Origin of the sequence: Photobacterium sp. GB-210 (assembly GCF_003026075.1) — a bacterium.
In the GTDB taxonomy this organism is placed as follows: Bacteria; Pseudomonadota; Gammaproteobacteria; order Enterobacterales; family Vibrionaceae; genus Photobacterium.
Genome location: NZ_PYNU01000009.1, coordinates 17,675 through 43,940 on the forward strand (window position 1 = coordinate 17,675; position 26,266 = coordinate 43,940).

Sequence of the window (26,266 nt, forward strand, 5' to 3'; positions counted from 1 at the left end):
GGTAAGAGCCAGTTTTGAATAGTGGATGGATCCAGTTTGACATTAATTGATACCGGAGATTTAACCCTTTGCCATCATCAAGGCTCGCGCCAGCAGAGTTTGTTTAATGCTATTCGCGATAAAATCACCCAAGGATATTGGCCGAAGAACAGTAAGTTGCCATCAACTCGTCATCTAGCACAAATACTCGATGTCAGTCGTAATACGATTATTGCCACATACGACCAACTTGTTGCTGAAGGTTATATTCGTAGCCAAGCAGGTAGCGGTTTTTATGTCGCTGCCACCCTACCAGATCATTACCTCACGACAACGAGCAATGAAGATTCATTTAAACAACCCACAATCAAACAACAAATAAACACAACGAATAATGCCTTTGCTCCTGGCGTACCAGATCTTGCCGCATTTCCTAGAAAAAAGTGGCAACGTCTTTATCTACAACAGTTTGATCGAACACAGTTTCTTGGTTGTAACGATCTACAAGGTGAGTGGGAGTTTAGAGAAGTATTAACGCATTACTTGAAAACATCACGCTCTGTCGATGTCACCGCCGATAGGATCATTTCAACATCGGGGGCACAACAAGCATTAATCATGGCAATAATGGCAAGCACTCAGCCTAACGATATAGTCCTTGTTGAAAATCCCGGTTATGCTCAAATGCGTAAAGTGGTTAACTTATGCAATGTAAAAATAGCACCGCTTTCAGTGACTCCATTCGATGGAATTAACCTTCAACAGTTATCGAAAACAAAAGCGAAAGCCATTTACATTACCCCCAGCAACCAATATCCATTAGGCACAACACTTAATATCTCTCAACGGATCCAATTACTAAAGTGGGCAAGCCAACATAATGTGATCATTATTGAAGATGATTACGACAGTGAATTTCAATATGCTCACCGCCCTTATCCTTCCTTACAAGGACTTGCAGCTCAAACCAATATCAATGTGAATATCATCTATATTGGTACTTTTAGTAAAGTGATGTGCAACAGTATTCGTCTTGGTTATATGGTCGTCCCTCAAGCTCTTCTTCCTCGTTACCTTGAGATAAAAGATGCTCTCAGCGGTGAAACGCAAGCCCAGCTTCAATTAGCAATGACGGAGTTTATTCATCACGGACACTTGCTTCGTCACATTCGGAAAATGCGCCGGCTATACCAAGCAAAACATCAACAAATGCTCCAAAGTATTAAAGACGGTTTTGGCCAGCAATGGGAAGTGATCAGTCAAGCTGCGGGGCTTCATATTACCGTAAGATGGCACCAGAACGTCTGTGAAAAACAATTTTGTGAAGAGGCTTTTCAGCACAATATTATTGTACGACCACTGAGTTATTATGAGCTGCCGAATACTATTCGAAACTGGCAGGGTATTGTACTTGGCTTTGGTAATACCTCCATTGATGACATACCAGTATTGATTGAGAACTTGAAAACTTGCTTCAACCACCTGTTAACGGAAAACAGACATGATGAATATTTTTAGTCAATTACCCGCTAAACTTGATAATGAAGAGTTTACCGACTTACTTAAAACCGATTCGGTACGAATTGAGCGCATTGTCTCGCAAGGACATATAACACCAGTAGATGAATGGTACGATCAATCTGAAAATGAATGGGTTATCGTATTAGAAGGAAGAGCTGAAGTGAGTTTTACCAATGGTGAAATTAAACGTATAGAAAAAGGCGATCACCTTTATATTCCAGCTCACCAAAAGCACCGCGTAAGTTGGACAGAACCAAATAAACTGACGATTTGGTTAGCGGTATTTTTTAATTAACAAGATCACCACACTAAGACAGCATTATGTTAGCGAAAAGCAGTGCGGACATTCCTGCGGGACTCTCGACCTCGGCTAGGTGCATCAATACATGCCAACAACAGCTTAAATTTTAGATACAAAAAAGCCCCGTCATTTCTGACGGGGCTTCGTTGTATTGGCGGAGCGGACGGGACTCGAACCCGCGACCCCCGGCGTGACAGGCCGGTATTCTAACCAACTGAACTACCGCTCCAATTCTTTATGAAACCCGATAAATCGAATCTCTAGAATATGGCGGAGAGATAGGGATTTGAACCCTAGATACGCTATAAACGTATGCCGGTTTTCAAGACCGGTGCTTTCAACCACTCAGCCATCTCTCCGTAAGTGCGGCGAATAATACCTAGCAATCACTCACCTGTAAAGCCTATTTTTAAACAAATCCACCATTCGTTTAAAAAACAGGCTTTAGCGCGCATTTTTACTTAAATATCATACGCAAAAAGTTTTAATTTTATTTATCCTGCTAATTTTTCAGCATTAATCTGTGCATCAAGTTTTTCTCGACCTTGAGGCGTTATACGTAAACATTCTTCAAATTGACTAAAACGCTGACTTTCAATCTGATAATAAGCCGCCAGTAAATCAGGTTCTATCCCAACTCGCTGACGCGCTTCTTTTAAACTTAAATCCATCAGCTCTGCACAATTAATGGTATCTAATGGCTGACAGTCAGTTTTTCTAGATAACGTGCATTGAATACTCACTCACCAAAAGCAATTAAACTTGCTTATAAATGTGTATTTTAATGTCATTCATTCACCACCAAGGCAATTGTTGTGCGTTTTGTGTGAGTCATGTCCGTATATTGTTAACTCAACGTCAAATCAATCCGTACAATAAAACACCTTTCAATTCCATGACATTTAGCTTGTGAATGCATCATATTCTCCCCATCAGCAGTTAGTGACACTCAAGAGTTAGAGTATTAACTCTTGAAAAACCAATAAAAACATAAAGGAAATTATGATGAAAAAGATTCTATTACCATTAGCACTTGTTCTTACAACAGCATCTGGCGTAGCACTTGCCGATCAGACTGGTCCATACGTAGGTGCAAGCCTTGGTAATGCAACAACGGATCTTAAAGCTGACCATTGGGAACATAACTACGACGAAAATGTAGTTGCATACGGCTTATACGGTGGTTACAACTTCACTGAAAATCTTGGTCTAGAAGCAACATTAGGCCAAACTGGCGAACAAGATAACATTAAAAAAGGTTACGCGACTCTGACTCCTCGCGTAATGATGCCAATTAATGATCAGTTATCCCTATTTGCGAAAGCTGGTGTTGCTTACGTTGCTGTGGATGGCGATTACGATGGCATCGGCAATATGAACCGTCACGATATTGATGTTGATGGTTTTGGCTGGACTGCGGGTGCGGGTGTTAACTTTGCCGTTGCTGAACATATCGATCTTCGTGCAGGTATTGACTACTTATCAACAGATCTTGAAAAAGCGGACAATGATAAAGATTTAAACATCGATTCAGAAACAACGATGTATTATGTCGGTGTTAACTACAATTTCTAATGTCGTTTTTTGATCATCTCTAAGTAAAAAAAGCCATTAACTCAGTGTTAATGGCTTTTTTATTATCGCTTTAGAACACGTTAGATGTTTTTACCCTATTTGTTTTTGTAGAATTTTTATTCGTTTACCTTCTCAAGAATGAGCACATGCTCAACTTAACGATCATATGATCAGCATTAAAAACTAAAGTAATCGTAGTCGGGAGCAATATCTCGCGGCTAACTTAAATTAGCCCCACTTTTATTGGGATCCAAACAGGATTTATTCGCATTTTGAATTGACAAAAACACGGAAAAAGTCAATTATCGATTTATCAAATGCTCTTACATAAACCATTCGCTCACAGTGTGTGTAAATGGCTTTGTATGAACAGGTTAAGAATAAGTAATAAATTCTTTTGAGCATGACAGCATTTCACGTTATAAATAGTGGCTGGCATGGCATGAGCCCTATAGATAAGGTCAATAGATATGAGCACAAAATTAGAACAACTACGCGCACTAACTACTGTTGTGGCAGATACTGGCGATATTAAAGACATAAAAAAATACCAACCAGAAGACGCGACAACTAACCCATCTTTGATCTTAAAAGCGGCACAAATCGCTGAATACGCACCACTTATCGATGCTTCTATCGCTTACGCAAAAGCGCAAGGTGATGATAAAGCACAACAAGTACAAGATACTTGCGACATGCTTGCAGTAAACATTGGTAAAGAAATTCTTAACGTTGTACCAGGTCGTATTTCAACTGAAGTTGATGCGCGCCTTTCTTACGATACAGAAGGCAGTGTTACTAAAGCACGTCAACTTATCAAAATGTACAACGATGCTGGTATCAGCAACGATCGTATCCTAATCAAACTAGCTTCTACTTGGGAAGGTATCCGTGCAGCGGAAATCCTAGAAAAAGAAGGTATCAACTGTAACCTAACGCTTCTATTCTCTTTTGCGCAGGCTCGTGCTTGTGCTGAAGCTGGCGTATTCCTTATTTCGCCATTCGTTGGTCGTATTATGGACTGGTACAAAGCGAAAGAAGGTCGTGATTTTGCACCACAAGAAGATCCAGGTGTGATTTCTGTAACGAATATCTATAACTACTACAAAGAACACGGTTACAATACCGTAGTTATGGGCGCAAGCTTCCGTAATACTGGTGAAATTCTTGAACTAGCAGGTTGTGACCGTTTAACGATTAGTCCACAACTTCTTCAAGAACTAGAAGAAGCACAAGGTGAGGTTGTTGAGAAACTAAAAGCAACAACTGATCTGAAAGATCGTCCGGCAGCAATGACACATGCTGAGTTCCTATGGGAACATAATCAAGATCCAATGGCCGTTGAGAAACTAGCGGAAGGTATCCGTAACTTCGCAATTGACCAAGGTAAACTTGAAGCTATGATTGCAGAGCGTCTTTAATCGCTTAATTAAGTATTCCAGAAAGCGGCCTTTGCCGCTTTCTTAAGTTTAAATCTCATATATTTGGTGGAAACACTATGGAACATAAAATGTTAGCGAATGCGATTCGTGCTCTAAGCATGGATGGTGTTCAACAAGCAAATTCTGGTCACCCTGGCGCACCTATGGGTATGGCAGATATCGCTGAAGTACTTTGGCGTGGTCACATGAATCACAACCCACAAAACCCACAGTGGGCTGATCGCGACCGTTTTGTATTATCAAACGGCCACGGTTCAATGCTTATCTATTCGCTACTTCACCTTACAGGTTACGATCTTTCTATCGATGATCTGAAGAATTTCCGTCAACTTCACTCTAAAACACCGGGTCACCCAGAATACGGTTACGCGCCAGGTGTTGAAACAACAACAGGTCCTTTAGGCCAAGGTATTACTAATGCGGTTGGTATGGCACTTGCTGAAAAAGCAATGGCTGCACAATTTAACCGTGAAGGTCATGACGTTGTTGATCACTACACATACTCTTTCCTTGGTGATGGCTGTCTAATGGAAGGTGTTTCTCACGAAGCATGTTCACTAGCAGGTACATTAGGTCTTGGTAAACTGATCGCATTCTGGGATGACAACGGTATTTCTATCGATGGTCACGTTGAAGGTTGGTTCACTGATAATACGCCAGAGCGTTTTGAATCTTACGGCTGGCATGTCATCCCTGCTGTTGATGGTCACGATGCAGCAGCAATTAATGCAGCAATTGAAGCAGCTAAAGCTGAAACAGGTAAGCCAACACTTATTTGTTGCAAAACAATCATTGGTTTTGGTTCTCCAAACAAATCTGGCTCTCACGACTGTCACGGTGCTCCACTAGGCGCTGATGAAATTAAAGCAGCACGTGAATTCCTAGGTTGGACTTACGGCGCATTTGAAATCCCGGCAGAAATCTACGCTGAATGGGATGCGAAAGAAGCAGGTAAAGTGAAAGAAGCTGCATGGGATGAGAAGTTTGCCGCATACGCTGCTGCTTACCCTGAATTAGCTGCTGAATTCAAACGTCGTATGAACGGCGAGCTACCAGCAAACTGGGAACAAGTGACATCGGAAGTTATTGCAGATCTTCAAGCAAACCCTGCAAATATTGCTTCTCGTAAAGCATCACAAAACGCACTTGAAGCATTCGGTAAAATTTTACCTGAATTCATGGGCGGTTCTGCAGACCTTGCACCATCAAACCTAACCATGTGGTCTGGCTCTAAGTCAATCACTCCAACAGATGCTTCTGGTAACTACATTCACTACGGTGTACGTGAATTTGGTATGACTGCAATCATCAATGGTATGGCACTACACGGTGGTTTTGTTCCTTACGGTGCAACATTCCTAATGTTTATGGAATATGCACGTAATGCAATGCGTATGGCTGCACTGATGAAAATTCAGAACATTCAAGTTTACACGCACGATTCCATCGGTTTAGGTGAAGATGGTCCTACACACCAACCTGTAGAGCAGATTGCTTCTCTACGCCTAACACCAAACATGAGCACATGGCGTCCATGTGACCAAGTTGAATCAGCAGTGGCTTGGAAATACGCAATCGAGCGTAAAGATGGCCCAACATCGCTAATCTTCTCTCGTCAAAACCTAACACAACAAGATCGTGATGCTGCACAAGTAGCTAACATCGCTAAGGGTGGTTACATCCTTAAAGACTGTGAAGGTCAACCTGAGCTAATTTTAATTGCAACAGGTTCAGAAGTCGGTATTGCAGCCGAAGCTTACGCGCAACTAACGGCTGAAGGTCGTAAGGTACGCCTTGTTTCTATGCCTGCAACAGATCTATTTGACAAGCAAGATGCCGCATACCGTGAAAGCGTATTACCTTCAGATGTAACAGCACGTATTGCTATTGAAGCTGGTATTGCTGATTTCTGGTACAAGTATGTTGGTTTCGATGGCCGTATCATCGGTATGACAACATTTGGTGAATCAGCACCAGCTGAAGAGCTATTTAAAATGTTTGGCTTTACAACAGATAATATTGTTGAAACAGCAAAAGAATTATTAGCATAATCGCTTAATAATCATGAAAAAGCCGAGCTTTAAAGCTCGGCTTTTTACTTTCATAAAATGTACTAAATGTTACATATTCAAAGCGACTGATTAGAGACATTAAGTTGTAATAGCTCTTCCCCATTCACTTCAAAACGCAACTTTAAGTGCCCTTCAGTTGATAAGTCTTTAATTAATTTAATCCCTTTACCAGCAAATCTCTGGCTTATTAGTTCATGTATATCATTGATTAAATTAACCTTATCTTCATTAGATAACACTGATTGTGATGTGACTTTATAGGTGTTAAAAAACATAATTTAAGCTCTGTTCAGACATTTAATCACCCTATGTCAAGTTGCATATTTTGACAATTTTATTTTTGTTTATACATGTAAAGATTAATTAATTTCTTACGTAGAACATTTAACACTTAAAATGAATAAACCTTAATTAATAGACCTATTTCGTTATATCAGCAATTACCAAAAACAAAACTTTTGATTATAAAAACGTGTATTGTTCAATATTTAAATTAAGCGTAAATTTAAATCCATAGACAGACACCAACTTATTTTTAACGCTGTTTATCAAAGGATTTAGTTATGGCACATTTTAATAGTCAAGAGCACAAAGGTTCACAAGGCGGTCATCAACATGGCGCTGAGTTCGAGCATGAAAAAATGGAACGTCGTTACGATGACGGTGCTGAGCATAAACATAACCGTGATCATCATGAAATGCGTGATCATGAGAAAAGTCACCCACATACACAACATGGTGGTGATCCTGTAGGTCATAAGCACCCAGAACAAACTCATGGCGATCGTCATGAACATGATGAGCATCGTCATCATAAAACTAAAGAGCATGACCATAAAGAGTCATCTCGTTTACACCACAAAACATCAACTAAATAAGACTATTTAGTTGAGATAACGTTCTTATTTAAATAAGAATAATATAAAAAGATTAAGAGCCCAATTAATGAAAGTCTATTTTTATTAATTGGGTTTTTCTATTTATGTTATCAATTTCTAATTAAGTAAGGCTCAATAAAATCTAACACTTCATTTTCACAAAGCCCAACTTCAACCTCGATACCCGCCTCTTTTAAAACCGCGATACCTTTACCACTATTGCGACTGTCTGGATCCAGTGTTGCAACAACAACTTTCTTAATACCTCGTTCAACCAATGTATGTGCACAAGAAGGGGTACGTCCGACGAATGAGCACGGTTCTAATGTCACATAAGCAGTAACATCCGTTAAAGGACCATCATAATTAGCTAGCGCCATCGCTTCAGCATGGTGTTGCCCTGGCGGCTGAGTAAATCCTTCACTCACAACCTCACCATCTTTAACTAATACACATCCAACAGGAGGATTCGGGCGACAGGCTGGTAATGATTGATGAGATAATAAAAGTGCACGCATCATAAATGCTTGTTCTTGAAAATCGTGGTTCATGGTTTCAATACACCTTCGAATAAAACATCTAGTGTATGCTGAATCATAAAAAAAAGCATTTGTGAATAATAACGTATTTATTTTTAATAAAATGTCACTGAATTATGAATGAAATATGAATACTTGCATCATGCTTAATTCAGAGGAAATATCGTTTACTGTGTCCTTCTTAATATAGAGAGACAACCATGAAACGCGTTATCACGACTCTAGTCTTATCATTAACACTGCATTCGTTATCAGCTTTTGCCATGACCGCCAGTTCTCCACAATATACCCAACAGATCACAGATAGTACGATTAAGTATCTGGACCATACTCAACAATTAAATTCCAATCAGCAACAACAAAGCCATGTGTTGACGACAATAAATAACAATAATTACTTATCAACCACAGGGCATAAGGAAGGGCATTTAGAAAGAAACCGGTGGGAAGAAACCCGTATAAGCCGAAGCAACAACCGCTATCGAGAAGAACATAGAAATAAATAATCTCATTCTTCAGCCCAAGTTTTGAATCATTCAGTTCAGCCTTGGGCTTTTAGTCAATAACGTAACGAATATTATATCAACACCAACACAAGAATGGTTTTAGGCCCATAACAATTGTCAATAAATCATCGGAACAATGTCTATCATTTAAACAGTAAAAATATAAAACATTGTAAAATAACTAACTTATGTAAGATATTATCTACTTTTAATAAAAATACACCGTAGAATTACTAATCACAACATTAGTTCATTTACGGTTCAGAAAAGCTATGTTTTTATACTCCATCGCAAAAATAAGCTAGTGCCGATTGCACTCACTAAAAATAAAAAACTGACGAGCATTCCAGATTTATGTCTACGTTAAAAACGACAATCTTGAGCAAATTTATTAATTTTCGCTATATTAGCCTTGCAGGTATTTCTCTCATTACTGTAGCTGCAGTTTTATCTATTAATACAACATCAACCCCTCATAAACAGACGGAAGTACAGCTACCCATTTCAACCACACCTGAAGTTGTTCTCCCAGCATTATCACCAAAAGCAATGCAAAAGACAGTCGACATACCGCCGAGTTATGAATATAAGATCAAAAAAGGCGATACCTTAAGTGAGATTTTTTCACGACTGTCGATCCCCTATTCTAATGTCCAATCGATTATGGAAGCCGATTTAAACACGCTTCAAATTGATAAGTTAAAACCCGGCGATATATTACGTTTTTGGATTAATGAAAGTGATCACCAGCTGAATAAATTAGAGCTTGAGTTCAGTTTAGCGCAGCGAATTGATTACATTCGTACTAAAGATGGCGATTTCGATGTAAAAGAGATCACATTACCTGGGGTATGGCGTGAAACAGTTGCGACTGGAACAATTCATGGCAGCTTTAGCGCATCAACTCGTAAAGCTGGGTTATCACACAGTGAGACTCTAGAAATCATGTCTTTATTAAAAGATAAAATGAATTTTAATAAAGACTTAAAAGCAGGTGATACCTTTGAAGTTGTCACTAAACGGAAATATATTAAAAACCAAGCCACCAATGATAGTGAATTACAAGCGATCCGCATTTATTCAGGTAAACGTTTAATTTCAGCCTATTTACACACTGATGGAAATTTTTATGACCAAAATGGTGATAGCTTACAACGTGCATTCCTTCGTTACCCTTATCCGGCGTCGAAGCATTTCCGTATCAGTTCGCCATTTAACCCAAACCGTATTCACCCAGTTACAGGCCGTCGCCAACCACATAATGGTGTGGATTTTGCGACACCATCAGGTACACCAGTACTCGCAACAGGTGATGGCGTTGTAACGTTAGTGACTAACCACCCTTATGCGGGACGTTATGTCGTCATTAAACACAGTGCTAACTACAGCACTCGTTACTTACATAACAGCCGTATTTTGGTTAAGAAAGGTCAACATGTTAAACGTGGTCAAGAAATTGCGCTATCAGGAAGCACAGGCCGTGTAACAGGCCCACACATTCACTATGAATTCTTAATTCGAGGAAAAGCAGTAAATCCAATGACAGCAAAAATTCCATTGGCAGCGTCTGTTCCTCGTAAAGAAAAGAAAGAGTTTGAAAGCGAGGTCGCTAAATATAATAGCTTAATTAAACAATCGGTCGAACAAGATAAAAACCAAATCGCAAGTGTGAATAAATAATACACCAAGCTTTAGTTCAATCATCATAAAACACACGAAAAGCACTTCTTAAATAGAAGTGCTTTTATTTCAGCTCAAACATAACAACTCGCAACAAGTATCTATTACGATAATAACAATTTAATATAACAACAAAGATACATTTAGAAACATTTTACTCGGTAAACATCACTATTTTTGTGACAATGTTATCTATTTATAAAATGAATTTACGCTTATTCTTTTGCCATTGTATGCGCCATGATTGACCTCCTTGTGTTATCGGCATCCAACAATTTTCTATTCTTATATACACTACCGAATACAGGAAGTATCTATGGCTAAGAAAACGCCACCTTTTGAATTTGCCGGCTTATCGATTGACGCGGGTAAACACATTAATTGTGAATTAGAAATTGCTCGTCTTTATACTCATTCACCTCTTTCGGTTTCTGTTGATATTCTTCATGGTAAACACCCAGGTCCCGTATTATTAATCAATGCGGCGATTCATGGTGATGAATTAAATGGTATTGAGGTTGTACGTCAAGTTATTGAAAAAATAGATTTAAACAAACTTCACGGAACGATTATTGCGGTACCTGTGGTTAACGTTTTTGGCTTTATTCATAAATCTCGCTACTTACCCGATCGTCGAGATTTGAACCGTTGTTTCCCTGGCTCTGAACGGGGCTCAATTGCAGGACGCATGGCTTACCAATATTTTAATCAAGTGGTTCGTCGTGCATCGCATGTTATCGATCTACATACCGCTGCAATTTACCGTACTAACTTACCTCAAATTAGAGCTAACCTTGAAAATCCATTAGCTAAAGAGATGGCAATGGCATTTGGCTCGCCAGTTGTCGTTGACGCAAGTCTGCGCGAGGGCTCATTACGAGCAGCTGCTGAAGCATTTAACATACCCGTGATCACATTTGAGGCAGGTGAGGCGTTACGTCTTGATCCACATGCAGTAGGATCTGGCGTTCAAGGCGTATTAAAGGTAATGCGTCATCTAAATATGCTGCGCACTAGCCGTAGCAAAAAAGTTATTGAACCAATGGTGCCAAAAGCGACCCGTTGGATTCGTGCCGACTATGATGGCTTGCTTCGATCCCATGTGGCCTTGGGGGAGAAGGTATCGAAAGATCAAGTCATCGCCACTATTAGCGATCCTGCTGGCAGCAGTGAAGCACCTGTTATTGCGCCACAAGGTGGGATCGTCATTGGCCAGCAAACATTGCCTTTAGTTAACGAAGGTGATGCTATTTTCCATATTGCTTTCTTTGAAGAGCCCGATGGCTTAGTTGAAGAGCAAGTGGAAAGTTACCTTGATGATGCCATCGAAGAATTAGATGATGAGCTAAAATGGGGTATGACAAACTGATTTAGCAGTTCGATCTTCAGTGTAAAACATACAGATATAAAAAAGGCTAAGTGCGAACACTTAGCCTTTCATTTTTATATTAAGCCAATAATGGCAAAACAAAAAATATCATTACCAATCAAACAACTTATCAAAGAAGCCTTCGACTTTTTTCTGCACTTCTTTCGCTTGTTGCTTCACAGCTTGTACCTGACAGTTTTGTTTAAGATCACCATTCGGATCCCAAATAGGCATTCGTGTTGTACCTGAACAATCTTCAATATAGGTACCGTTCGCCGCTACCGTATATTTCTCTCCTTCCAATTCTGAAGGTTGAGTTAAGATTAATGGCTCAGGTTTACGATGCTGAATGTAATCAGTATATAAACGCAATGCGCCTGTCGCACCCGTTAGGTGGGCAGTTTTATTATCATCACGTCCCATCCATACTGTTACCACTTCACGCCCATCGATACCGACATACCAACTGTCTTTACCATCGTTTGTCGTGCCCGTTTTACCTGCCAAATGGCTATTTGGGAACAATTTATTCAATGAATGTGCGGTACCAAATTTTACCGTATCTTGCAGTGCATACATAGTTAACCATGCAGCCTGACTTGGCACTACCGATGAAGCTTTAGGCCAATTTTGGTAGAGTACTTTGCCATCTTCATTAACCACCGCATTTAATGCCGTTAATGGCGCTAAATAGCCATTATTACCAATGGCTTGGTACATCTGAGTAACTTCTAATGGCGACAAGGCGATCGAACCTAAAAATAACGACGGTACTTGAGGGATCTCTTCAAACGGAATCCCTAATTTTGTTAATGTTTTTGAGACTTTTTCAACCCCCAAAGCCATACCTAGATTAACCGTCGGAACATTGTACGATTTGGCTAACGCCACAAATAAAGGCACTTCACCACGATATTTACGATCATAGTTTCGAGGACTCCATACCGCACCATCTTGCATCTTAATAGAAAGAGGCTGATCTTTGAGTGAAGTTGCAAGCGTGTACTGCTCTGGGTCTTCTAATGCTGATAAGTAAATAGAAGGTTTCACTACCGAGCCAATTTGACGTTGTGCATTTATTGCACGATTATAACCAGGGAAATTAGGGTTACTTCCTCCAATCATAGCGCGAATTTCACCTGTTGTACGGTCAGCAATCACCATCGCGGTTTGTAAGTTTTTACCCGAACGTTTTTCCACTAACGGGATCATTTTCTCGACAGATTCTTCAGCCAACTTTTGCGATTGAGGATCGAGTGAAGTAAACAGACGTAAGCCTTTACCTTCTTCAAAAGCATCACCTACTTTTTGCTCTAACTCACGTTTAAGTTGATCAAAGTACGCAGGCTGACGTTTCGCAAGTTGTCCTTTTGATTGAACATCCAACGGTAATTTTATTGCTGCTTGATATTCTTTATCCGTTAACAATTTATTGTCTAACATGATTTTTAATACCACGTTACGACGATCTTTCGCGCGCTCAGGGTTGCGCCAAGGGTTGTAGTAAGACGGACCTTTTACCAAACCAATTAACAGTGCTAATTGATCAGGACGCAATTCCGACAATGGGCGATCAAAGTAATAACGAGATGCCAAAGCAAAGCCATGAATACCACGTCCACCATATTGAGCGAGATAAACTTGGTTCATGTAAGCATCAAGTACTTCTTCTTTACCATATTTATAATCGATGATAATCGCCATATAGGCTTCTTTAAATTTACGCCATAAACTGCGCTCACTCGATAAAAACATATTTTTAGCAAGTTGCTGTGTTAGCGTACTACCACCTTGAACTGTGTGCCCAGCTTTGATATTAGCGACAAAAGCACGAGCAATACCCACTAAAGAAATACCATCATGCTCATAAAAGTGACGATCTTCAGTATCAATCAGACCTTCGACTAATAACTTAGGCATTTTATCTTCAGGGAGATAAATTCGTTGCTGGTCATTTTTCGCTTCTAACATGCCCAACATTTTAGGATCAATATGAAGGAAACCAAGCTCTTTATTTGTATCAAGATCCTTGATTTGGCTGATCCCTTCGCTGTTGAATGTCACAACAACATGACGAGCACCTTCTGCACCCTCTTTAAAGTTAAATGGTCGACGAACAAATTCAACAGACCAGCCATTCGCTTTATATTCACCACTTTGATCAGGCTTCGCGACCTTTTGATAACCCAATACTTTTAACTCATTCACTAACGAGTTATAGCTAACTGGCGCTCCTGGTTGAAGGGCAAGCTCGCGAGCATAAACCACCGAAGGTAATTGCCACAGTTGACCTGAAAACTTCTCACTGATGGTTTTGTTTAAGTTATTCCCAAGATAAGCCATGCCCAAGCCACCAATAATGGCAACAGTAAGAATACTACGCTTAATTAATTTACGCGTTGATGATGGCTGTGGCTTATCCTGTTGATTATCAGGCTGATGTTTATTTGATGTCATTCATTTTTCCAATTTAACAACTACGACTTTACTAAAAAATAATTATCAAACAATAAGATAAATAAGATGGCTGTTAAATTACTACCTTATATAAAATCAATATAGTTGGGCTAAACATAATCCTAATTATCAATGATCATGTCATCCTAGTGTCAGTTCTATATTGTATGACTTTTTTATCAAGGCTGGCAAAAAACATTATTTTATATGGCGCGTTCGTTGAACATCTATCTCTGTAATAATGAGATTAACCTATCCTCAAAAGACAGCGTTTGATTTCGTATCATTAGGCATGACAAATGCTTTGTGGCGTAATAAGCGGTTAATTCATCTGGCTTTGGGTCGCAATTTATTCGCAAATCATCCACAATAACGCCTTTAAGAAAGCCAGCGATCAATTCCGATCGGGCACAGGTACCATGAGATAGCTATGCAACGTGATTATACTTTAAACTGCCTATTAACAATGCCTCGCCATGAGCTTGAAGAATTTAGCTTACGCGTAATCAGCCGCATGGTGCCGGAAGATGTAATGCAGGAAATATTCACTTTTGAACAAGAAGAAGTGGATAGTGAAGAACGCCTTAAGTCAGCACAATTTGATGCAATGCTACGCATGACAGCGGTTGCTTTGGGTGAAGTCAAGGAAGCATTTTCAGAATCGGATAACGCTAAGCAAAATATTGAACGTATGACACGCTTAATTCTTTGGCATTTTTACGCTATCTCATTCCAGCTAGAGGAAGCTGTCACATTAGAGCAGCACTGTGCTGAAGTTGAAAAGATTTTAGCCAATGCGCCTCCTGACAACGCATTTGGTTGGATAAGTGTACTGACAGAATTACTTCATCGTTACGCAGCATTAAGCGAAGAAAAATAACCATTCCTCGCATCATTAATAGTTAAATAAAAAGGCGTACCCTTAGGATACGCCTTTTTTTAAATTTTTTATTGCCGATACTAAATACTATTAATAATCGAAATCGCTGTACTCCGGACTCTCAAAACGTGAACGTGTCATACGACGTTTCTTTTTGTTACGAGATTGATTCAAATCTTGAAAATCATCATTAAATTCAGAGTTGAATTTTGATTTGCTGCCCTTGTGAAACTTTTGGTCTAACTTAGCCATTTGCGATTCCTGAACTACATCCAGAGTAAGTAATTAATAAATAGAACACAGGCAATATTAATGCTCTATTGTGACAAAAATACGTCGCTTTTTTGTAAAATCAGTGACAACTGCCTTGTTTGTTTTCCACTTGATTTTTTGCTTAATTCGTATTTTTTCTAAGACTAATTCAGGAACTCGCTCTCTGTACAACAAGATATTTTACTGCTTATCAGCAAAAAAACTTATCCATTGTTTTCGGTCACATTCTTAAAAGGAACTTCGACCAAAGCGTTGATCAAGTCCTCTTTTTCGTTATCTTCTCGCCATACTAAATATAAGCTTTGATCCATAACTGGCGCGTCTTTTACGACATGAAGTAAGCCTTTTTTCTTAGCACTTTCGACAACAGGCGATGGCAGATAACCAACTCCAGCATTCGCTAAAATATAATCAAGCGCCATTTTAACAGAATGTGTATGCATAATTGGTGTACGCTGAAGCTCAGCAATACGACTGTGCTCAACAGAAAATCGTGTGCCCCAATCTAAAAAGACAAGTGGAATATCACGCGTATCATGTAAGCAACAATTACTTTTATTAGTCACTAACTGTAATTGGTAATCTCGAACTTTACGTACATTGAGATTTTCAATTTTCGGTGGTTCGCTGGTAATAAAGAGATCGATGCTCTGATCAAACAAGCGTTTTGCCATCCCTTCACGTTTAACCGACTCTAAGCGTAATGCTAGCCCAGGCATATTGGCATAGATATGGTTAATCCAATCAGAAATCCCATCAAACTCCCAGAATAAAGGAGATGCACCAATGGCTAATTGGGTATTGAGGCTATCTGTTAATGCAACATCCTGCTTCGCACGCCCCCATGTTTGCAAAATAGCTTCAGCATAAGGCTGTAAACGCTCACCAGCTGCAGTTAGATGGACATTACCTCGTTGACGAGAAAACAACGGGTTACCTAGCTGAGACTCAAGCTGTCGAATACGAAAGCTGACGGCAGACTGCGTTAAATATAAATTATCAGCTGCACGGCCAAAGTGACGAGTCTTAGTTACTTCTAAAAATGTTTTTAGTAATTCTGTATCCACAGCGAAATTCTCAAGAATAAGAAGGATAAGTTGCGTGATTATCGTGCTATTTAAGCATTATATATCTAATAAGCAAGAGCTTAATCTAGATCTTAAACGATATGATGATTTATGGTATCAAATCATTAAAAAAATTCATTAGAACGATAAAAAATGTTTGATTTACAACTCACCAAGTCTGGATAAATATCACCGCAAATCACATCAAGGACTTTATGAATGAGAAGTGAAGGTAAATTTTACGACGATAAAAATTTCCCACGTGGCTTTAATCGCTCGGGGGTTTTTACAATTAGTGAAGCCAGCGTCTTAGAAAATTACGGACGTATTATGCGTGCCTTACATGAAGGGACTACTCAACCAATCGATGAGTCTGAAACTCAGTTCCTTGCTGAAGTGTTAGGTCAGCAAGCAGCAGTGTCTGAATTTGGTAAGTGTTGGTTAAAATACCTGAACCACACCACTCATAAAGCACGCAGTTATACCTTATGCGTGTCGCAACGTCCCAACAATGGCGTATACGGCGACGATGATGATGCCGATAGTGGTAGTGATAGCGATTTAGACTATTAATTACTATCAGAGGGCTCACCTCTGTTTATCGAGTAACAATGAAGCCATCCCACTCTCGTGCGATGGCTTATTTCTTTTTAATAGCCTGTAAAACAGGCACTTTCTTGGTAGAGCTATGAAAATTTGTTTTGTTATGTATCCGTGGGACAAAGTTGAAGCCGAAAACGACTCCACACTACGTCTTATCCATGAAGCCGCAAGCCGCGGTCACACGGTTGCTATAACAACACCAAGTAACTTAACTATGCGTGACAGCATGGCTATTGCATTCTGTAACGTATTAAAAAAAGGTGATGTATCAAACAATATTCCAAGCTTTTACCGCAAAGCTGAATTTAACAAAGCCGAGCTACCATTAGCGGGCTTTGATGTTATTTTTATGCGTGCTAACCCACCTCTAGATACCATGGCACTTAATTTCTTAGATTCTGTGCGTGAACATACTTTCATTATCAATGATATTGATGGTCTGCGTGTGGCTAATAACAAGCTATATACAGCATCGCTACCCGATCCAAACCATGAATATATTCCAGCAACACACGTATCAAAGAACCGTGAATACTTAGAGCGTGTATTAGACGAATCAACGCAAGATCGCATGATCCTAAAACCACTAAATGGTTACGGTGGTAAAGGCGTTATCTTGGTTGAAAAGAGTGCAAAATCAAGCGTTAAATCATTACTTGATTTCTACATTGGTGACGATGAAAACTATGTGATCTTACAAGATTACATTGAAGGTGCAGAACAAGGCGATGTTCGCATTCTACTGCTTAATGGTGAACCTATTGGTGCAATGCGCCGTGTACCAGCAGAAGGCGATGTACGTTCAAACATTCATGCCGGTGGCCGTGAAGTAAAACACGTACTAACAAAGCAAGAACTTAACCTATGTAAACACATTGGCCCTAAGCTTGTGCGCGACGGCCTGTTCTTTGTTGGACTAGACGTTATTAACGGCAAACTGGTTGAAGTAAATGTATTAAGCCCTGGCGGTATTACCCGTATCAATCGTCTTAACCGTGTGAAACTTCAACGTAATGTCCTGGATTTTGCTGAGAGCGTAGTAATGGCGAAAGAAGTCGGCATTGCACGTAAAAATGATTTTCGAAAGGTGATTGCTGATGCTGCATACTGAGTTAGAGGTTCTGGAGAAAATCCGCAGCCTGACTCCCTTTGAAGCGGAACTTGATGATGGCAGCTTGATAATTCGTGTTAGCGAATATCAGCCTTATATTGCTACAGCCATTCATCATGGACACAACCTTCGTGGCGAGTTAAAAGAAAAATGTGCGCTAACAGAAGAAGAGCGCTACTTTGAAGAAGATCCATTTACTGGCGATTTTATTTCATCTCTGCCAATCATTCTTCAGGGTGAAGATTCACGTTACGAATACGATCTTAACCGTGACCCAAGCAATTGCATCTATGACGATGCGTGGGGTAAAAAAGTATGGCTTGAGCCATTAACGGTAGAAGAGCGTGCGGAAACACATGAAAAACATAACCGCTACTATCGTATTCTTAAATGTCTTATTGAAACATTAGAAAAAGAATTTGGGTTATGTTTGTTATATGACATCCATTCATATAACTACCAACGTATTGACGAGAAAACACCAACATTCAATGTCGGTACTAAGCAAATTAACTGTCGTCGTTGGCGGAAAGAGATTGATGCCATGCTTGAAGGTTTAAATAGCATAGAGCTACCTAACCTTGAAGTAACAGCATTAGAAAACGATGTCTTTAAAGGCATGGGTTACCAAGCTACTTTCATTAAAGAAAACTTTAAAAACACATTAATCCTACCGATTGAAGTAAAAAAAGTATTCATGAATGAGGAAGGCGGCGAAGCGTATCCATTAGTGATTGAAAAGTTGAAAGAATCCATGAAAACCGTGATAACGGAACATGCTGCTTTCACTATCACTAAACGCACAAAAGCCAAAGGTTTAACAGGTAATGATCTGCTTGCTTCGAACTTATCCAAAGAAGTAGTCAAACTGGATCGACAGCTATATCGTATTGCTCGTGGTATCAATACGCTTAGCTACATCAACCCAACGAACCTTAAGCAAGAAAAGCGACGCTTTTTAAGTAAGCCGCATAGCTATCAGCCACAGTTCACTTATCGCCAACTTGATTTAGACCCATACAAGTTCCGTGAGCAACTTTACCGACTACCCGTAGAAGGTATCCGTGATGCTGACGTACAAAAAATGTATCGCAAAGTTATCGACCAATTAGCGGTACGTATTGATCTACTTTGTAGTATTGGTACTGATGAGTTCTTATATAATTCATTACGTTACTACGGTCAGCCTGATGAACGTGATATTGCTAATGCAAAATTTATTCTTCATGCTTGTGAATACAAAGAGCAGCAACCTGCCACAATCACAGCCAATGAAGCAATAGAAGCGTTTAAAGAAGCGGCGCAAGAGTACGACATTCCTTGTAAAATCGTTTCTTCTAAACAGCTAATTGCACGTGCAATGGTCAGTGGTAAAACGATCAAGGTGAACCCAAACAGTCGTTTTACACAAGGTGATTTAGATGCGTTAATTCATCACGAACTGGGAGTGCACTTAGTCACGTCAGTCAATGCTGAACGTCAACCATTGAAGATCCTACAACTGGGTTTACCTGGTAATACGCATACACAAGAAGGCCTTGCGATTCTTTGTGAGCACTTATCAGGTAGCTTCCCACTACACCGCCTAAAAACATTGGCGTTGCGTGTTGTCGCTGTAGAGATGATGGTCAATGGTGATAGCTTTAACGATTGTTTTAATAGTTTAAAACATGAGTATGGCATCAGTAATGATGAAGCATTTACCGTAACGGCACGTGTGTATCGTGGTGGTGGTTTCACTAAAGATTTCTTATATCTTCGTGGCTTAAAAGATGCGATTCAAGCGTATAAGAATGAAGATTTAACATCATTATTTATTGGTAAGACTGGCTTTGAATTTAAGCCCCTGCTTGATGAACTCATCGAGCGCGGGATCTTAAAACAACCCGATTACTTACCTAAAGCACTAGAGATAGATGCGGATATCGATCCAGTGATGGAGTTTATGCTTAACTCGATTCGTTAATCGACAAGCACATCAACCCTAAACAAAAAGCGACTAATCGGTCGCTTTTTTTATACGTTATTAACGCATTAACGTTACATTGGTAATGTAATTACGATCACCCCAGATAATCGTACAAATCAATAACACCAACATTAGGTAATCAGTCGTTTTTAGGCTTACCACGCATCAGTACAGCCGCGATAATGGCCTATACCACGGTAATAACAGCAGGGATGTAGAATGCGTAGCGTCTATTTCTCGTGTAAGCGATATAAATATTTATCCAACTATAATTTCACAACATATAAAAAAGGCAGCCTGATAGACTGCCTTTCAAATTGATAAACATTTCATTTTTAGCGATTAGTTGCCAGGCACAACGCGTGTCGTATTACCCTGCTGATAAATATCAACACGTTGGCCTACACGGAAAATCATATTTGGATCGACTTCCTGCACAACCGCAATGGTTCTACCGCTATCAAGTTTAATCACGATATTAACGCCATTACGCTGACTAATTGCATCACCCGCTTTATTACCTAAAGCTGCGCCAGCTAAACCGCCGCCAATAGCCGCAATATCAGAACCACTACCGCCACCAACTTTCGAACCCAGAATGGCACCAATGGCACCACCAGCAATAGTACCAATCATATTTTCACCGCCACCGCTCATGGTTACGGCATCTAATTTGATGATCGTACCGGTTAATACATTTTGTACTGTGCGTGCCTCACCGACATCATAAGCATTACCATATGGATTTTGCGCACAACCTGATACACCAAGTGCTGCGACTAGACATAAAGATGCTACTGTATACTTTTTCAATATAACCTCCGTCAATAAAGCAATCTGCTATTACAACGATATAAGTTTGGACGTTAAATTAACATTTTGCTCACAAATCCTGTATTTACACTGAATGGACTAATAAAAACAATATGTTACAATTTATTCGCGTAAGAAGAAGCAAAGCTTTACAATTAGTTTCTCTTTTAAAAGGTAAAAAATACTCAATCTAGTGTGTTTTTTTACCGCGAATTTTATTAATCAACGTCACCACAGCAACCACCGCGGCTCCCGCAATAACACCCACAATACCGTTCATTAATGGTGGTAGAATAGACGCTGAACCAGGCAAATTGACAGCTTGTACAATGTTCTCCACAATTTCATGGGAATGCGGCAATGTATGTACAACGATACCGCCACCGACAAGAAACATCGCAATTGTGCCGACAAACGCCAGAGCCTTCATAAGATAAGGTGCTATGTTCACCAATAGCGAGCCAAAACGGTTTTTCAAACTCGCTTGTTCGCTATGATTTACAAGATATAAACCCGCATCATCTAGCTTCACAATACCTGCAACCAAGCCATAAACACCTGCCGTCATAACCGCGGCAATTACGCTGACAACAATGGCTTGAGTTAAAAATGGATGATCTTGTACAACCCCTAAAGAAATCACAATAATTTCAGCAGAAAGAACAAAATCAGTACGAATAGCCCCTTTTATTTTCTCTTTTTCATACTCTGCGATATCAACATCACTTTGCGCTAACACATCAACTTTATCTTCCGTGTTTGCCTCTGAATGAAATAATTTCTCAACGATTTTTTCAACACCTTCAAAGCATAAGAATAAACCGCCTAATAACAGCATTGGTTGAATCAGCCATGGGGCTATTACGCTGATCAATAACGCTGCGGGAACCAAGATCAGCTTATTTTTAAATGAGCCTTTTGCGACACCCCATACAACAGGAATTTCGCGTTCAGCACGTACCCCCGTTACCTGTTGGGCATTCAATGCTAAATCATCGCCTAACACACCCGCTGTTTTTCGTGCTGCTACTTTTGTCATTACAGCAACATCGTCTAATACGGTCGCGATATCATCTAACAAAGTTAATAAACTTGCACCTGCCACAGGTTACTACTCCTTCCATTAAGAGCTCATTGCTCTTAAATACACAAACTAACAATAAGATGTTAATACTAAACTGTTAATACTGACTGCATTCAACATACAGTTAAGCATTATACTGCCTATACAATAAAAATAAAAATCAGTGTTTTTTTTACCGCACTTTAGCGCTCTTCTCAATTAAAGTCGGTATAAAGCCTAATTGCTAATCTTTCTTATCATAACGATAAATCTTTTTTGATTGCAGTTAGCCTCATTCAATTGTCTAATCGCCAAGCACCCTCTTTTTGGTTTGAGGTGTAGACTGAGATTGGAATTCCTCTCTTTACGTTATGTCATACCGTGCTAGTAGCAGCACGACCTGTTCGGAAATGACAATGAAATTATTCGCAGCACTATACCTACAGGCATTTTCTTGTCTAAATAAAGTATGCGACAACGCAGCCAACAGCATCAGACCACCCCAATCTAGACGATCGACACGTATGTTCATTAATAGTAATGATGAAACGAATTCGGATAGTCCCAGTTACGTGTAATTAATTGCAACACACTACTGTTAGATGTGGATTGCTTTTTTATTAAGGTAACCTTTAGATCCTGACTTTTATTACGTCAGTAATCATAACCTTCTATTTTATTTATATTTTCTGCAGTTCTGTAGGGCTTTTGTTCGCCTTAAAAAACTGACGCGTACTTTGCAAGGATTAAGACTATGAGTGAGTGGACAATTAATAACGCACGTGACGTTTATAATACGCCTTACTGGAGCCAAAACTATTTTGATATTGCACAAGATGGTTCCGTGGTTGCACGTCCTAATTTACAGGCTCCCGGCAATACCATAGGTTTATCGCAACTTGCTGATGAACTGATTGCCGCTGGTGCCTCATTACCGGTATTGGTGCGTTTTCCAGAAATTATGCATCACCGTGTCGATAGCTTATGTAGTGTGTTTAACCAAGCTATTGAGAATTATGGCTATACTGGTGACTACCTTGCGGTTTATCCCATCAAAGTCAACCAACAGCAAGAAGTCGTTAGCGAAATTCTTAAAAGCCAATACGCTAAGCAACAACGTCAGTTAGGTTTAGAAGCGGGCAGTAAACCAGAACTCATGGCTGTGCTGGCTATGGCGCAAGAGGCGAGCTCAGTCATTGTTTGTAATGGCTATAAAGATAAAGAATACATTCGCCTTGCACTCATAGGTGAAAAGCTAGGACACGAAGTGTATATCGTCCTAGAAAAACTATCAGAACTACGCATTATCTTAGAGCAAGCAAAAGAGCTTGGCGTTACTCCTCGTCTTGGTTTACGCGTTCGTTTAGCCTCGCAAGGGAAAGGTAAGTGGCAAGCCAGTGGTGGTGAGAAGTCTAAGTTTGGATTATCGGCATCTCAGGTTTTAACTGTGGTAGATGAACTGCGCCAGCGCGATATGCTAGATTGTCTGCAATTGTTGCATTTCCACTTAGGATCGCAAATCGCCAACATTCGTGATGTAAGAAATGGTGTGGGTGAAGCCGGCCGAGTTTACGCAGAATTGAAAAAAATCGGTGTTGGTATTACAACTATAGATGTTGGTGGTGGTTTGGCCGTGGACTATGAAGGTACCCGTTGCCAGAGCAGTTGTTCAATGAACTACAGTATTAACGAATATGCAAACAACATTGTTTATGTATTAGGTGATATTTGTACTGAATATGATATTGCTATGCCACGCATTATTTCAGAATCTGGGCGTAACTTAACGGCGCATCACGCAGTCTTAATCACCGATGTTGTGGGTGTAGAAAGCTACAAACCAGAAAGCATTAGTGCACCTACTGAAGATGCACCACAAGTGCTACAGAACATGTGGATGTCGTGGAAAGAGCTCTCTGAGCATTCCGATCAACGCTCGTTAGTTGAGATCTACCATGATAACCAAAGCGATTTAGCCGAAGTTCACGCCCTATTTGGGGTTGGGATGATCAGCTTTATCGACCGTGCATGGGCAGAGCAAGTTAGCTTACGCCTATGTTACGAATTACAGAAAAAACTCTCAGATAAAAACCGAGCTCACCGCCCGATTTTAGATGAGTTGCATGAGCGTTTAGCGGATAAGTTCTTTGTGAACTTCTCTTTATTCCAATCATTGCCAGATGCATGGGGTATTGATCAAATCTTCCCTGTATTGCCTTTAAGCAATTTGGATAAAGCCCCTGAACGTCGTGCGATTATTTTAGATATCACCTGTGATTCAGATGGTGCCATTGATCAATATGTTGAAAGCCAGGGTATTGAAACCACACTACCGGTTCCAACATGGTCAGCTGAAGAGCCTTACCGTATTGGTTTCTTTATGGTCGGTGCTTATCAAGAAATTTTAGGTGATATGCATAACCTCTTTGGTGATACCGACACCGCTGTTGTTCGTACTCGTGCTGACGGTGGTTATGAAATAGAAAAAATTGATCGCGGTGACAGTGTTGGCGATGTATTGCGCTACGTGCATTTAGACTCGAAAGAGTTTTTACGCCAATACCAAACAATGGCTGAGCAACATTTAACTGCTCACGAGCGTGATGCGATTTTACAAGAGTTGGCTGAAGGTCTAGAAGGTTACACTTACCTCGAAGATGTTCGTGCTATCTAATTAATTTATAGACTAAATAAGGTCCCTATCACGTCAATCCTGTGTGATAGGATGTCTTAACAGGGCTTTGCCCAAGATTGTTGTTGGAGAGAACCATGGCAACATTAGCTAACTACCCAGATTACTCACTATACGCAAATGCGTTTGGTTTTTTGCGTCAACCACTCAACTTCTCACCAATGGAGTCTGATGCTGATGTGGTGATCACTGGTATTCCATTTGATATGGCAACCACGGGTCGTTCTGGGAGTCGCATGGGACCTGGCGCGATTCGCCAAATTTCAACCAACCTAGCATGGGAAGGTAAACGTTGGCCATGGACATTTAACTTATTTAAAACTATCAAGATTGCTGACTGTGGTGATCTGGTATTTGATTGTGGTGATGCCGCACAAATGTGTGAGCGTCTAGAAGCACACGCAACCGGCCTATTAGAACAAGGTAAGGCAATGTTAAGCTTTGGTGGCGATCACTTTGTGACCCTGCCGCTGCTTCGTGCTCACGCTAAGCAGTTCGGTAAAATGGCATTGATCCACTTTGATGCCCACACTGACACTTATGATCAAGGCAGTAAGTTTGATCACGGCACCATGTTCTACCATGCACCGAAAGAAGGGTTAATTGACCCTCACCACTCGGTACAAATTGGTATTCGTACCGATCACTGCGACAGCTTAGGCTTTAACGTGATTGATGCTGGCACTGCTAATGATTGGTCGGTTGAGCAAATCGTTTCAACTATCAAAGAAAAAGTGGGTGATATGCCTGTGTACTTAACCTTTGATATTGACTGTTTAGATCCTGCGTTCGCACCGGGTACAGGTACTCCTGTGTGTGGTGGTTTAACATCAGATAAAGCACTGAAAATTATCCGTGCGCTAGAAGGTATTAACTTAGTTGGTATGGACGTGGTTGAAGTAGCACCGTCTTACGATCACGCTGATATGACATCCCTTGCAGCAGCAACAATTGCAACCGATATGCTGCACCTATGGGCATTAACTCATAAGAAAGCAGATATTAAATAAACGATAAAGCACATACCTAGAAATACAAAAATGCCAGAGCTTTCACTCTGGCATTTCTTTAAGTGTGCTGTTTTATTATTTTGTGTCGTCGCTAGCTAATTAAGATCCCGCCCCACACAACAACAACCAGTGCCATCGCAACAAATACCGCTGCCGAACCAATGTCTTTCGCTCGGCCACTCAACTCATGGTGTTCAGGACCGATACGATCAACCACTGCCTCAATGGCTGAGTTAATCAACTCAACAATCATCACTAACAACAATGAAGCAATCATGATTGCTCGCTCTACCCCAGTCACCGGTAAGAAAAAGCTAATCACAGTCATTAGCACCAGTAGCACTGACTCTTGGCGAAATGCCGCTTCGTTCTTCCATGCAGCTTTCAATCCTTGAACAGAATAGCCTGCGGCATTAATAATTCGAGTTATTCCCGTCGCACCCGGTTTCATTATTATTTTTCTCTC

Annotated in this window: 23 protein-coding genes and 2 tRNA genes; 15 read left to right on the plus strand and 10 right to left on the minus strand. The window is 40.2% G+C overall.

The window, feature by feature from the left end; all coding sequences use genetic code 11:
• Positions 1-21: 21 nt before the first annotated feature.
• Positions 22-1,497, plus strand: coding sequence for a PLP-dependent aminotransferase family protein (locus C9J38_RS12220; protein WP_199195418.1), 1,476 nt, complete (start codon positions 22-24; stop codon positions 1,495-1,497).
• The gene (locus C9J38_RS12225; RefSeq protein WP_107207341.1) at positions 1,481-1,795 is read left to right on the plus strand and encodes a cupin domain-containing protein; all 315 of its coding nucleotides are present in this window, start codon (positions 1,481-1,483) and stop codon (positions 1,793-1,795) included. The genes C9J38_RS12220 and C9J38_RS12225 overlap by 17 nt, the downstream gene beginning before the upstream one ends.
• A 158-nt stretch (positions 1,796-1,953) precedes the next feature.
• On the opposite strand, the gene C9J38_RS12230 is transcribed toward C9J38_RS12225, so the two are convergent.
• From C9J38_RS12230 to C9J38_RS12240, 3 genes are all read right to left on the minus strand, one after another.
• Positions 1,954-2,030 (minus strand) — tRNA-Asp (locus C9J38_RS12230).
• A gap of 39 nt (positions 2,031-2,069) precedes the next feature.
• Positions 2,070-2,160: transfer RNA gene (locus tag C9J38_RS12235), tRNA-Ser, on the minus strand.
• Positions 2,161-2,295: 135 nt separating this feature from the next.
• Entirely contained in the window at positions 2,296-2,544 is a 249-nt protein-coding gene (locus C9J38_RS12240; RefSeq protein WP_233218503.1) for a hypothetical protein, read from the minus strand.
• A 262-nt stretch (positions 2,545-2,806) separates the two neighbouring features.
• Here C9J38_RS12240 and C9J38_RS12245 point away from each other — a divergent pair, with 262 nt between their 5' ends.
• The 4 genes from C9J38_RS12245 (at position 2,807) to C9J38_RS12265 (ending at position 7,768) form a co-directional block, all read left to right on the plus strand.
• Positions 2,807-3,376, plus strand: coding sequence for an outer membrane protein (locus C9J38_RS12245; protein WP_107207342.1), 570 nt, complete (start codon positions 2,807-2,809; stop codon positions 3,374-3,376).
• A 470-nt stretch (positions 3,377-3,846) separates the two neighbouring features.
• Positions 3,847-4,797 carry a transaldolase gene (tal, locus tag C9J38_RS12250; protein ID WP_107207343.1) on the plus strand — a complete coding sequence of 317 codons (951 nt, stop codon included), beginning with the start codon at positions 3,847-3,849 and terminating at the stop codon, positions 4,795-4,797.
• Positions 4,798-4,874: 77 nt separating this feature from the next.
• Positions 4,875-6,869, plus strand: a complete 1,995-nt coding sequence (gene tkt / locus C9J38_RS12255; RefSeq protein ID WP_107207344.1) for a transketolase — start codon at positions 4,875-4,877, stop codon at positions 6,867-6,869.
• A gap of 584 nt (positions 6,870-7,453) precedes the next feature.
• Positions 7,454-7,768: a hypothetical protein gene (locus tag C9J38_RS12265; protein WP_045083097.1), complete on the plus strand. Its 315-nt coding sequence runs from the start codon at positions 7,454-7,456 to the stop codon at positions 7,766-7,768.
• Positions 7,769-7,878: 110 nt separating this feature from the next.
• On the opposite strand, the gene C9J38_RS12270 is transcribed toward C9J38_RS12265, so the two are convergent.
• A complete protein-coding gene (locus C9J38_RS12270; RefSeq protein ID WP_107207346.1) occupies positions 7,879-8,319 on the minus strand; it encodes a bifunctional diaminohydroxyphosphoribosylaminopyrimidine deaminase/5-amino-6-(5-phosphoribosylamino)uracil reductase RibD in 441 nt (146 codons plus the stop codon).
• Positions 8,320-8,507: 188 nt separating this feature from the next.
• Between C9J38_RS12270 and C9J38_RS21725 the strand changes: the two genes are divergently transcribed.
• The 3 genes from C9J38_RS21725 (at position 8,508) to C9J38_RS12280 (ending at position 11,862) form a co-directional block, all read left to right on the plus strand.
• On the plus strand, positions 8,508-8,813 hold the full coding sequence (locus tag C9J38_RS21725; RefSeq protein WP_146144065.1) for a hypothetical protein: 306 nt from the start codon (positions 8,508-8,510) through the stop codon (positions 8,811-8,813).
• 354 nt (positions 8,814-9,167) lie between these two features.
• On the plus strand, positions 9,168-10,493 hold the full coding sequence (locus C9J38_RS12275) for a peptidoglycan DD-metalloendopeptidase family protein (RefSeq protein WP_107207347.1): 1,326 nt from the start codon (positions 9,168-9,170) through the stop codon (positions 10,491-10,493).
• A gap of 316 nt (positions 10,494-10,809) precedes the next feature.
• Complete coding sequence (locus tag C9J38_RS12280) at positions 10,810-11,862, plus strand: succinylglutamate desuccinylase/aspartoacylase family protein (protein WP_107207348.1); 1,053 nt, start codon at positions 10,810-10,812, stop codon at positions 11,860-11,862.
• 111 nt (positions 11,863-11,973) lie between these two features.
• Here the strand turns inward: C9J38_RS12280 and mrcB are convergent, their stop codons facing one another.
• A complete protein-coding gene (mrcB, locus tag C9J38_RS12285) occupies positions 11,974-14,319 on the minus strand; it encodes a penicillin-binding protein 1B (protein WP_107207349.1) in 2,346 nt (781 codons plus the stop codon).
• A gap of 430 nt (positions 14,320-14,749) precedes the next feature.
• Here mrcB and C9J38_RS12290 point away from each other — a divergent pair, with 430 nt between their 5' ends.
• Entirely contained in the window at positions 14,750-15,199 is a 450-nt protein-coding gene (locus C9J38_RS12290) for an exoribonuclease R (RefSeq protein WP_107207350.1), read from the plus strand.
• Positions 15,200-15,289: 90 nt separating this feature from the next.
• On the opposite strand, the gene C9J38_RS21905 is transcribed toward C9J38_RS12290, so the two are convergent.
• Both C9J38_RS21905 and hdfR read right to left on the minus strand, forming a co-directional pair.
• Positions 15,290-15,451: a hypothetical protein gene (locus tag C9J38_RS21905; protein ID WP_198038485.1), complete on the minus strand. Its 162-nt coding sequence runs from the start codon at positions 15,449-15,451 to the stop codon at positions 15,290-15,292.
• 224 nt (positions 15,452-15,675) lie between these two features.
• Positions 15,676-16,539 (minus strand): HTH-type transcriptional regulator HdfR, encoded by an 864-nt coding sequence (hdfR, locus tag C9J38_RS12295; protein ID WP_107207351.1) that lies wholly within the window; start codon positions 16,537-16,539, stop codon positions 15,676-15,678.
• Between the two features lie 219 nt (positions 16,540-16,758).
• On the opposite strand from hdfR, the gene maoP reads away from it, so the two are divergent.
• The 3 genes from maoP to C9J38_RS12310 all read left to right on the plus strand — a co-directional run bounded on the left by maoP (position 16,759) and on the right by C9J38_RS12310 (position 20,219).
• Entirely contained in the window at positions 16,759-17,112 is a 354-nt protein-coding gene (maoP, locus tag C9J38_RS12300; protein ID WP_107207352.1) for a DUF413 domain-containing protein, read from the plus strand.
• A gap of 115 nt (positions 17,113-17,227) precedes the next feature.
• Positions 17,228-18,253 carry a glutathione synthase gene (gene gshB, locus C9J38_RS12305; protein WP_107207353.1) on the plus strand — a complete coding sequence of 342 codons (1,026 nt, stop codon included), beginning with the start codon at positions 17,228-17,230 and terminating at the stop codon, positions 18,251-18,253.
• Positions 18,240-20,219, plus strand: a complete 1,980-nt coding sequence (locus tag C9J38_RS12310; RefSeq protein ID WP_107207354.1) for a flavohemoglobin expression-modulating QEGLA motif protein — start codon at positions 18,240-18,242, stop codon at positions 20,217-20,219. The genes gshB and C9J38_RS12310 overlap by 14 nt, the downstream gene beginning before the upstream one ends.
• Positions 20,220-20,564: 345 nt before the next feature.
• Here C9J38_RS12310 and C9J38_RS12315 read toward each other — a convergent pair whose 3' ends face one another.
• The gene (locus C9J38_RS12315; RefSeq protein WP_107207355.1) at positions 20,565-21,035 is read right to left on the minus strand and encodes a glycine zipper 2TM domain-containing protein; all 471 of its coding nucleotides are present in this window, start codon (positions 21,033-21,035) and stop codon (positions 20,565-20,567) included.
• A gap of 190 nt (positions 21,036-21,225) precedes the next feature.
• Positions 21,226-22,140 (minus strand): DUF808 domain-containing protein, encoded by a 915-nt coding sequence (locus C9J38_RS12320; RefSeq protein WP_107207356.1) that lies wholly within the window; start codon positions 22,138-22,140, stop codon positions 21,226-21,228.
• Between the two features lie 712 nt (positions 22,141-22,852).
• Here C9J38_RS12320 and speA point away from each other — a divergent pair.
• Complete coding sequence (gene speA, locus C9J38_RS12325) at positions 22,853-24,772, plus strand: biosynthetic arginine decarboxylase (RefSeq protein ID WP_107207357.1); 1,920 nt, start codon at positions 22,853-22,855, stop codon at positions 24,770-24,772.
• A 95-nt stretch (positions 24,773-24,867) separates the two neighbouring features.
• Positions 24,868-25,800, plus strand: a complete 933-nt coding sequence (speB, locus tag C9J38_RS12330; RefSeq protein WP_107207358.1) for an agmatinase — start codon at positions 24,868-24,870, stop codon at positions 25,798-25,800.
• Between the two features lie 91 nt (positions 25,801-25,891).
• Here the strand turns inward: speB and C9J38_RS12335 are convergent, their stop codons facing one another.
• Positions 25,892-26,251 (minus strand): diacylglycerol kinase, encoded by a 360-nt coding sequence (locus C9J38_RS12335; RefSeq protein ID WP_008988692.1) that lies wholly within the window; start codon positions 26,249-26,251, stop codon positions 25,892-25,894.
• Positions 26,252-26,266 lie beyond the last annotated feature (15 nt).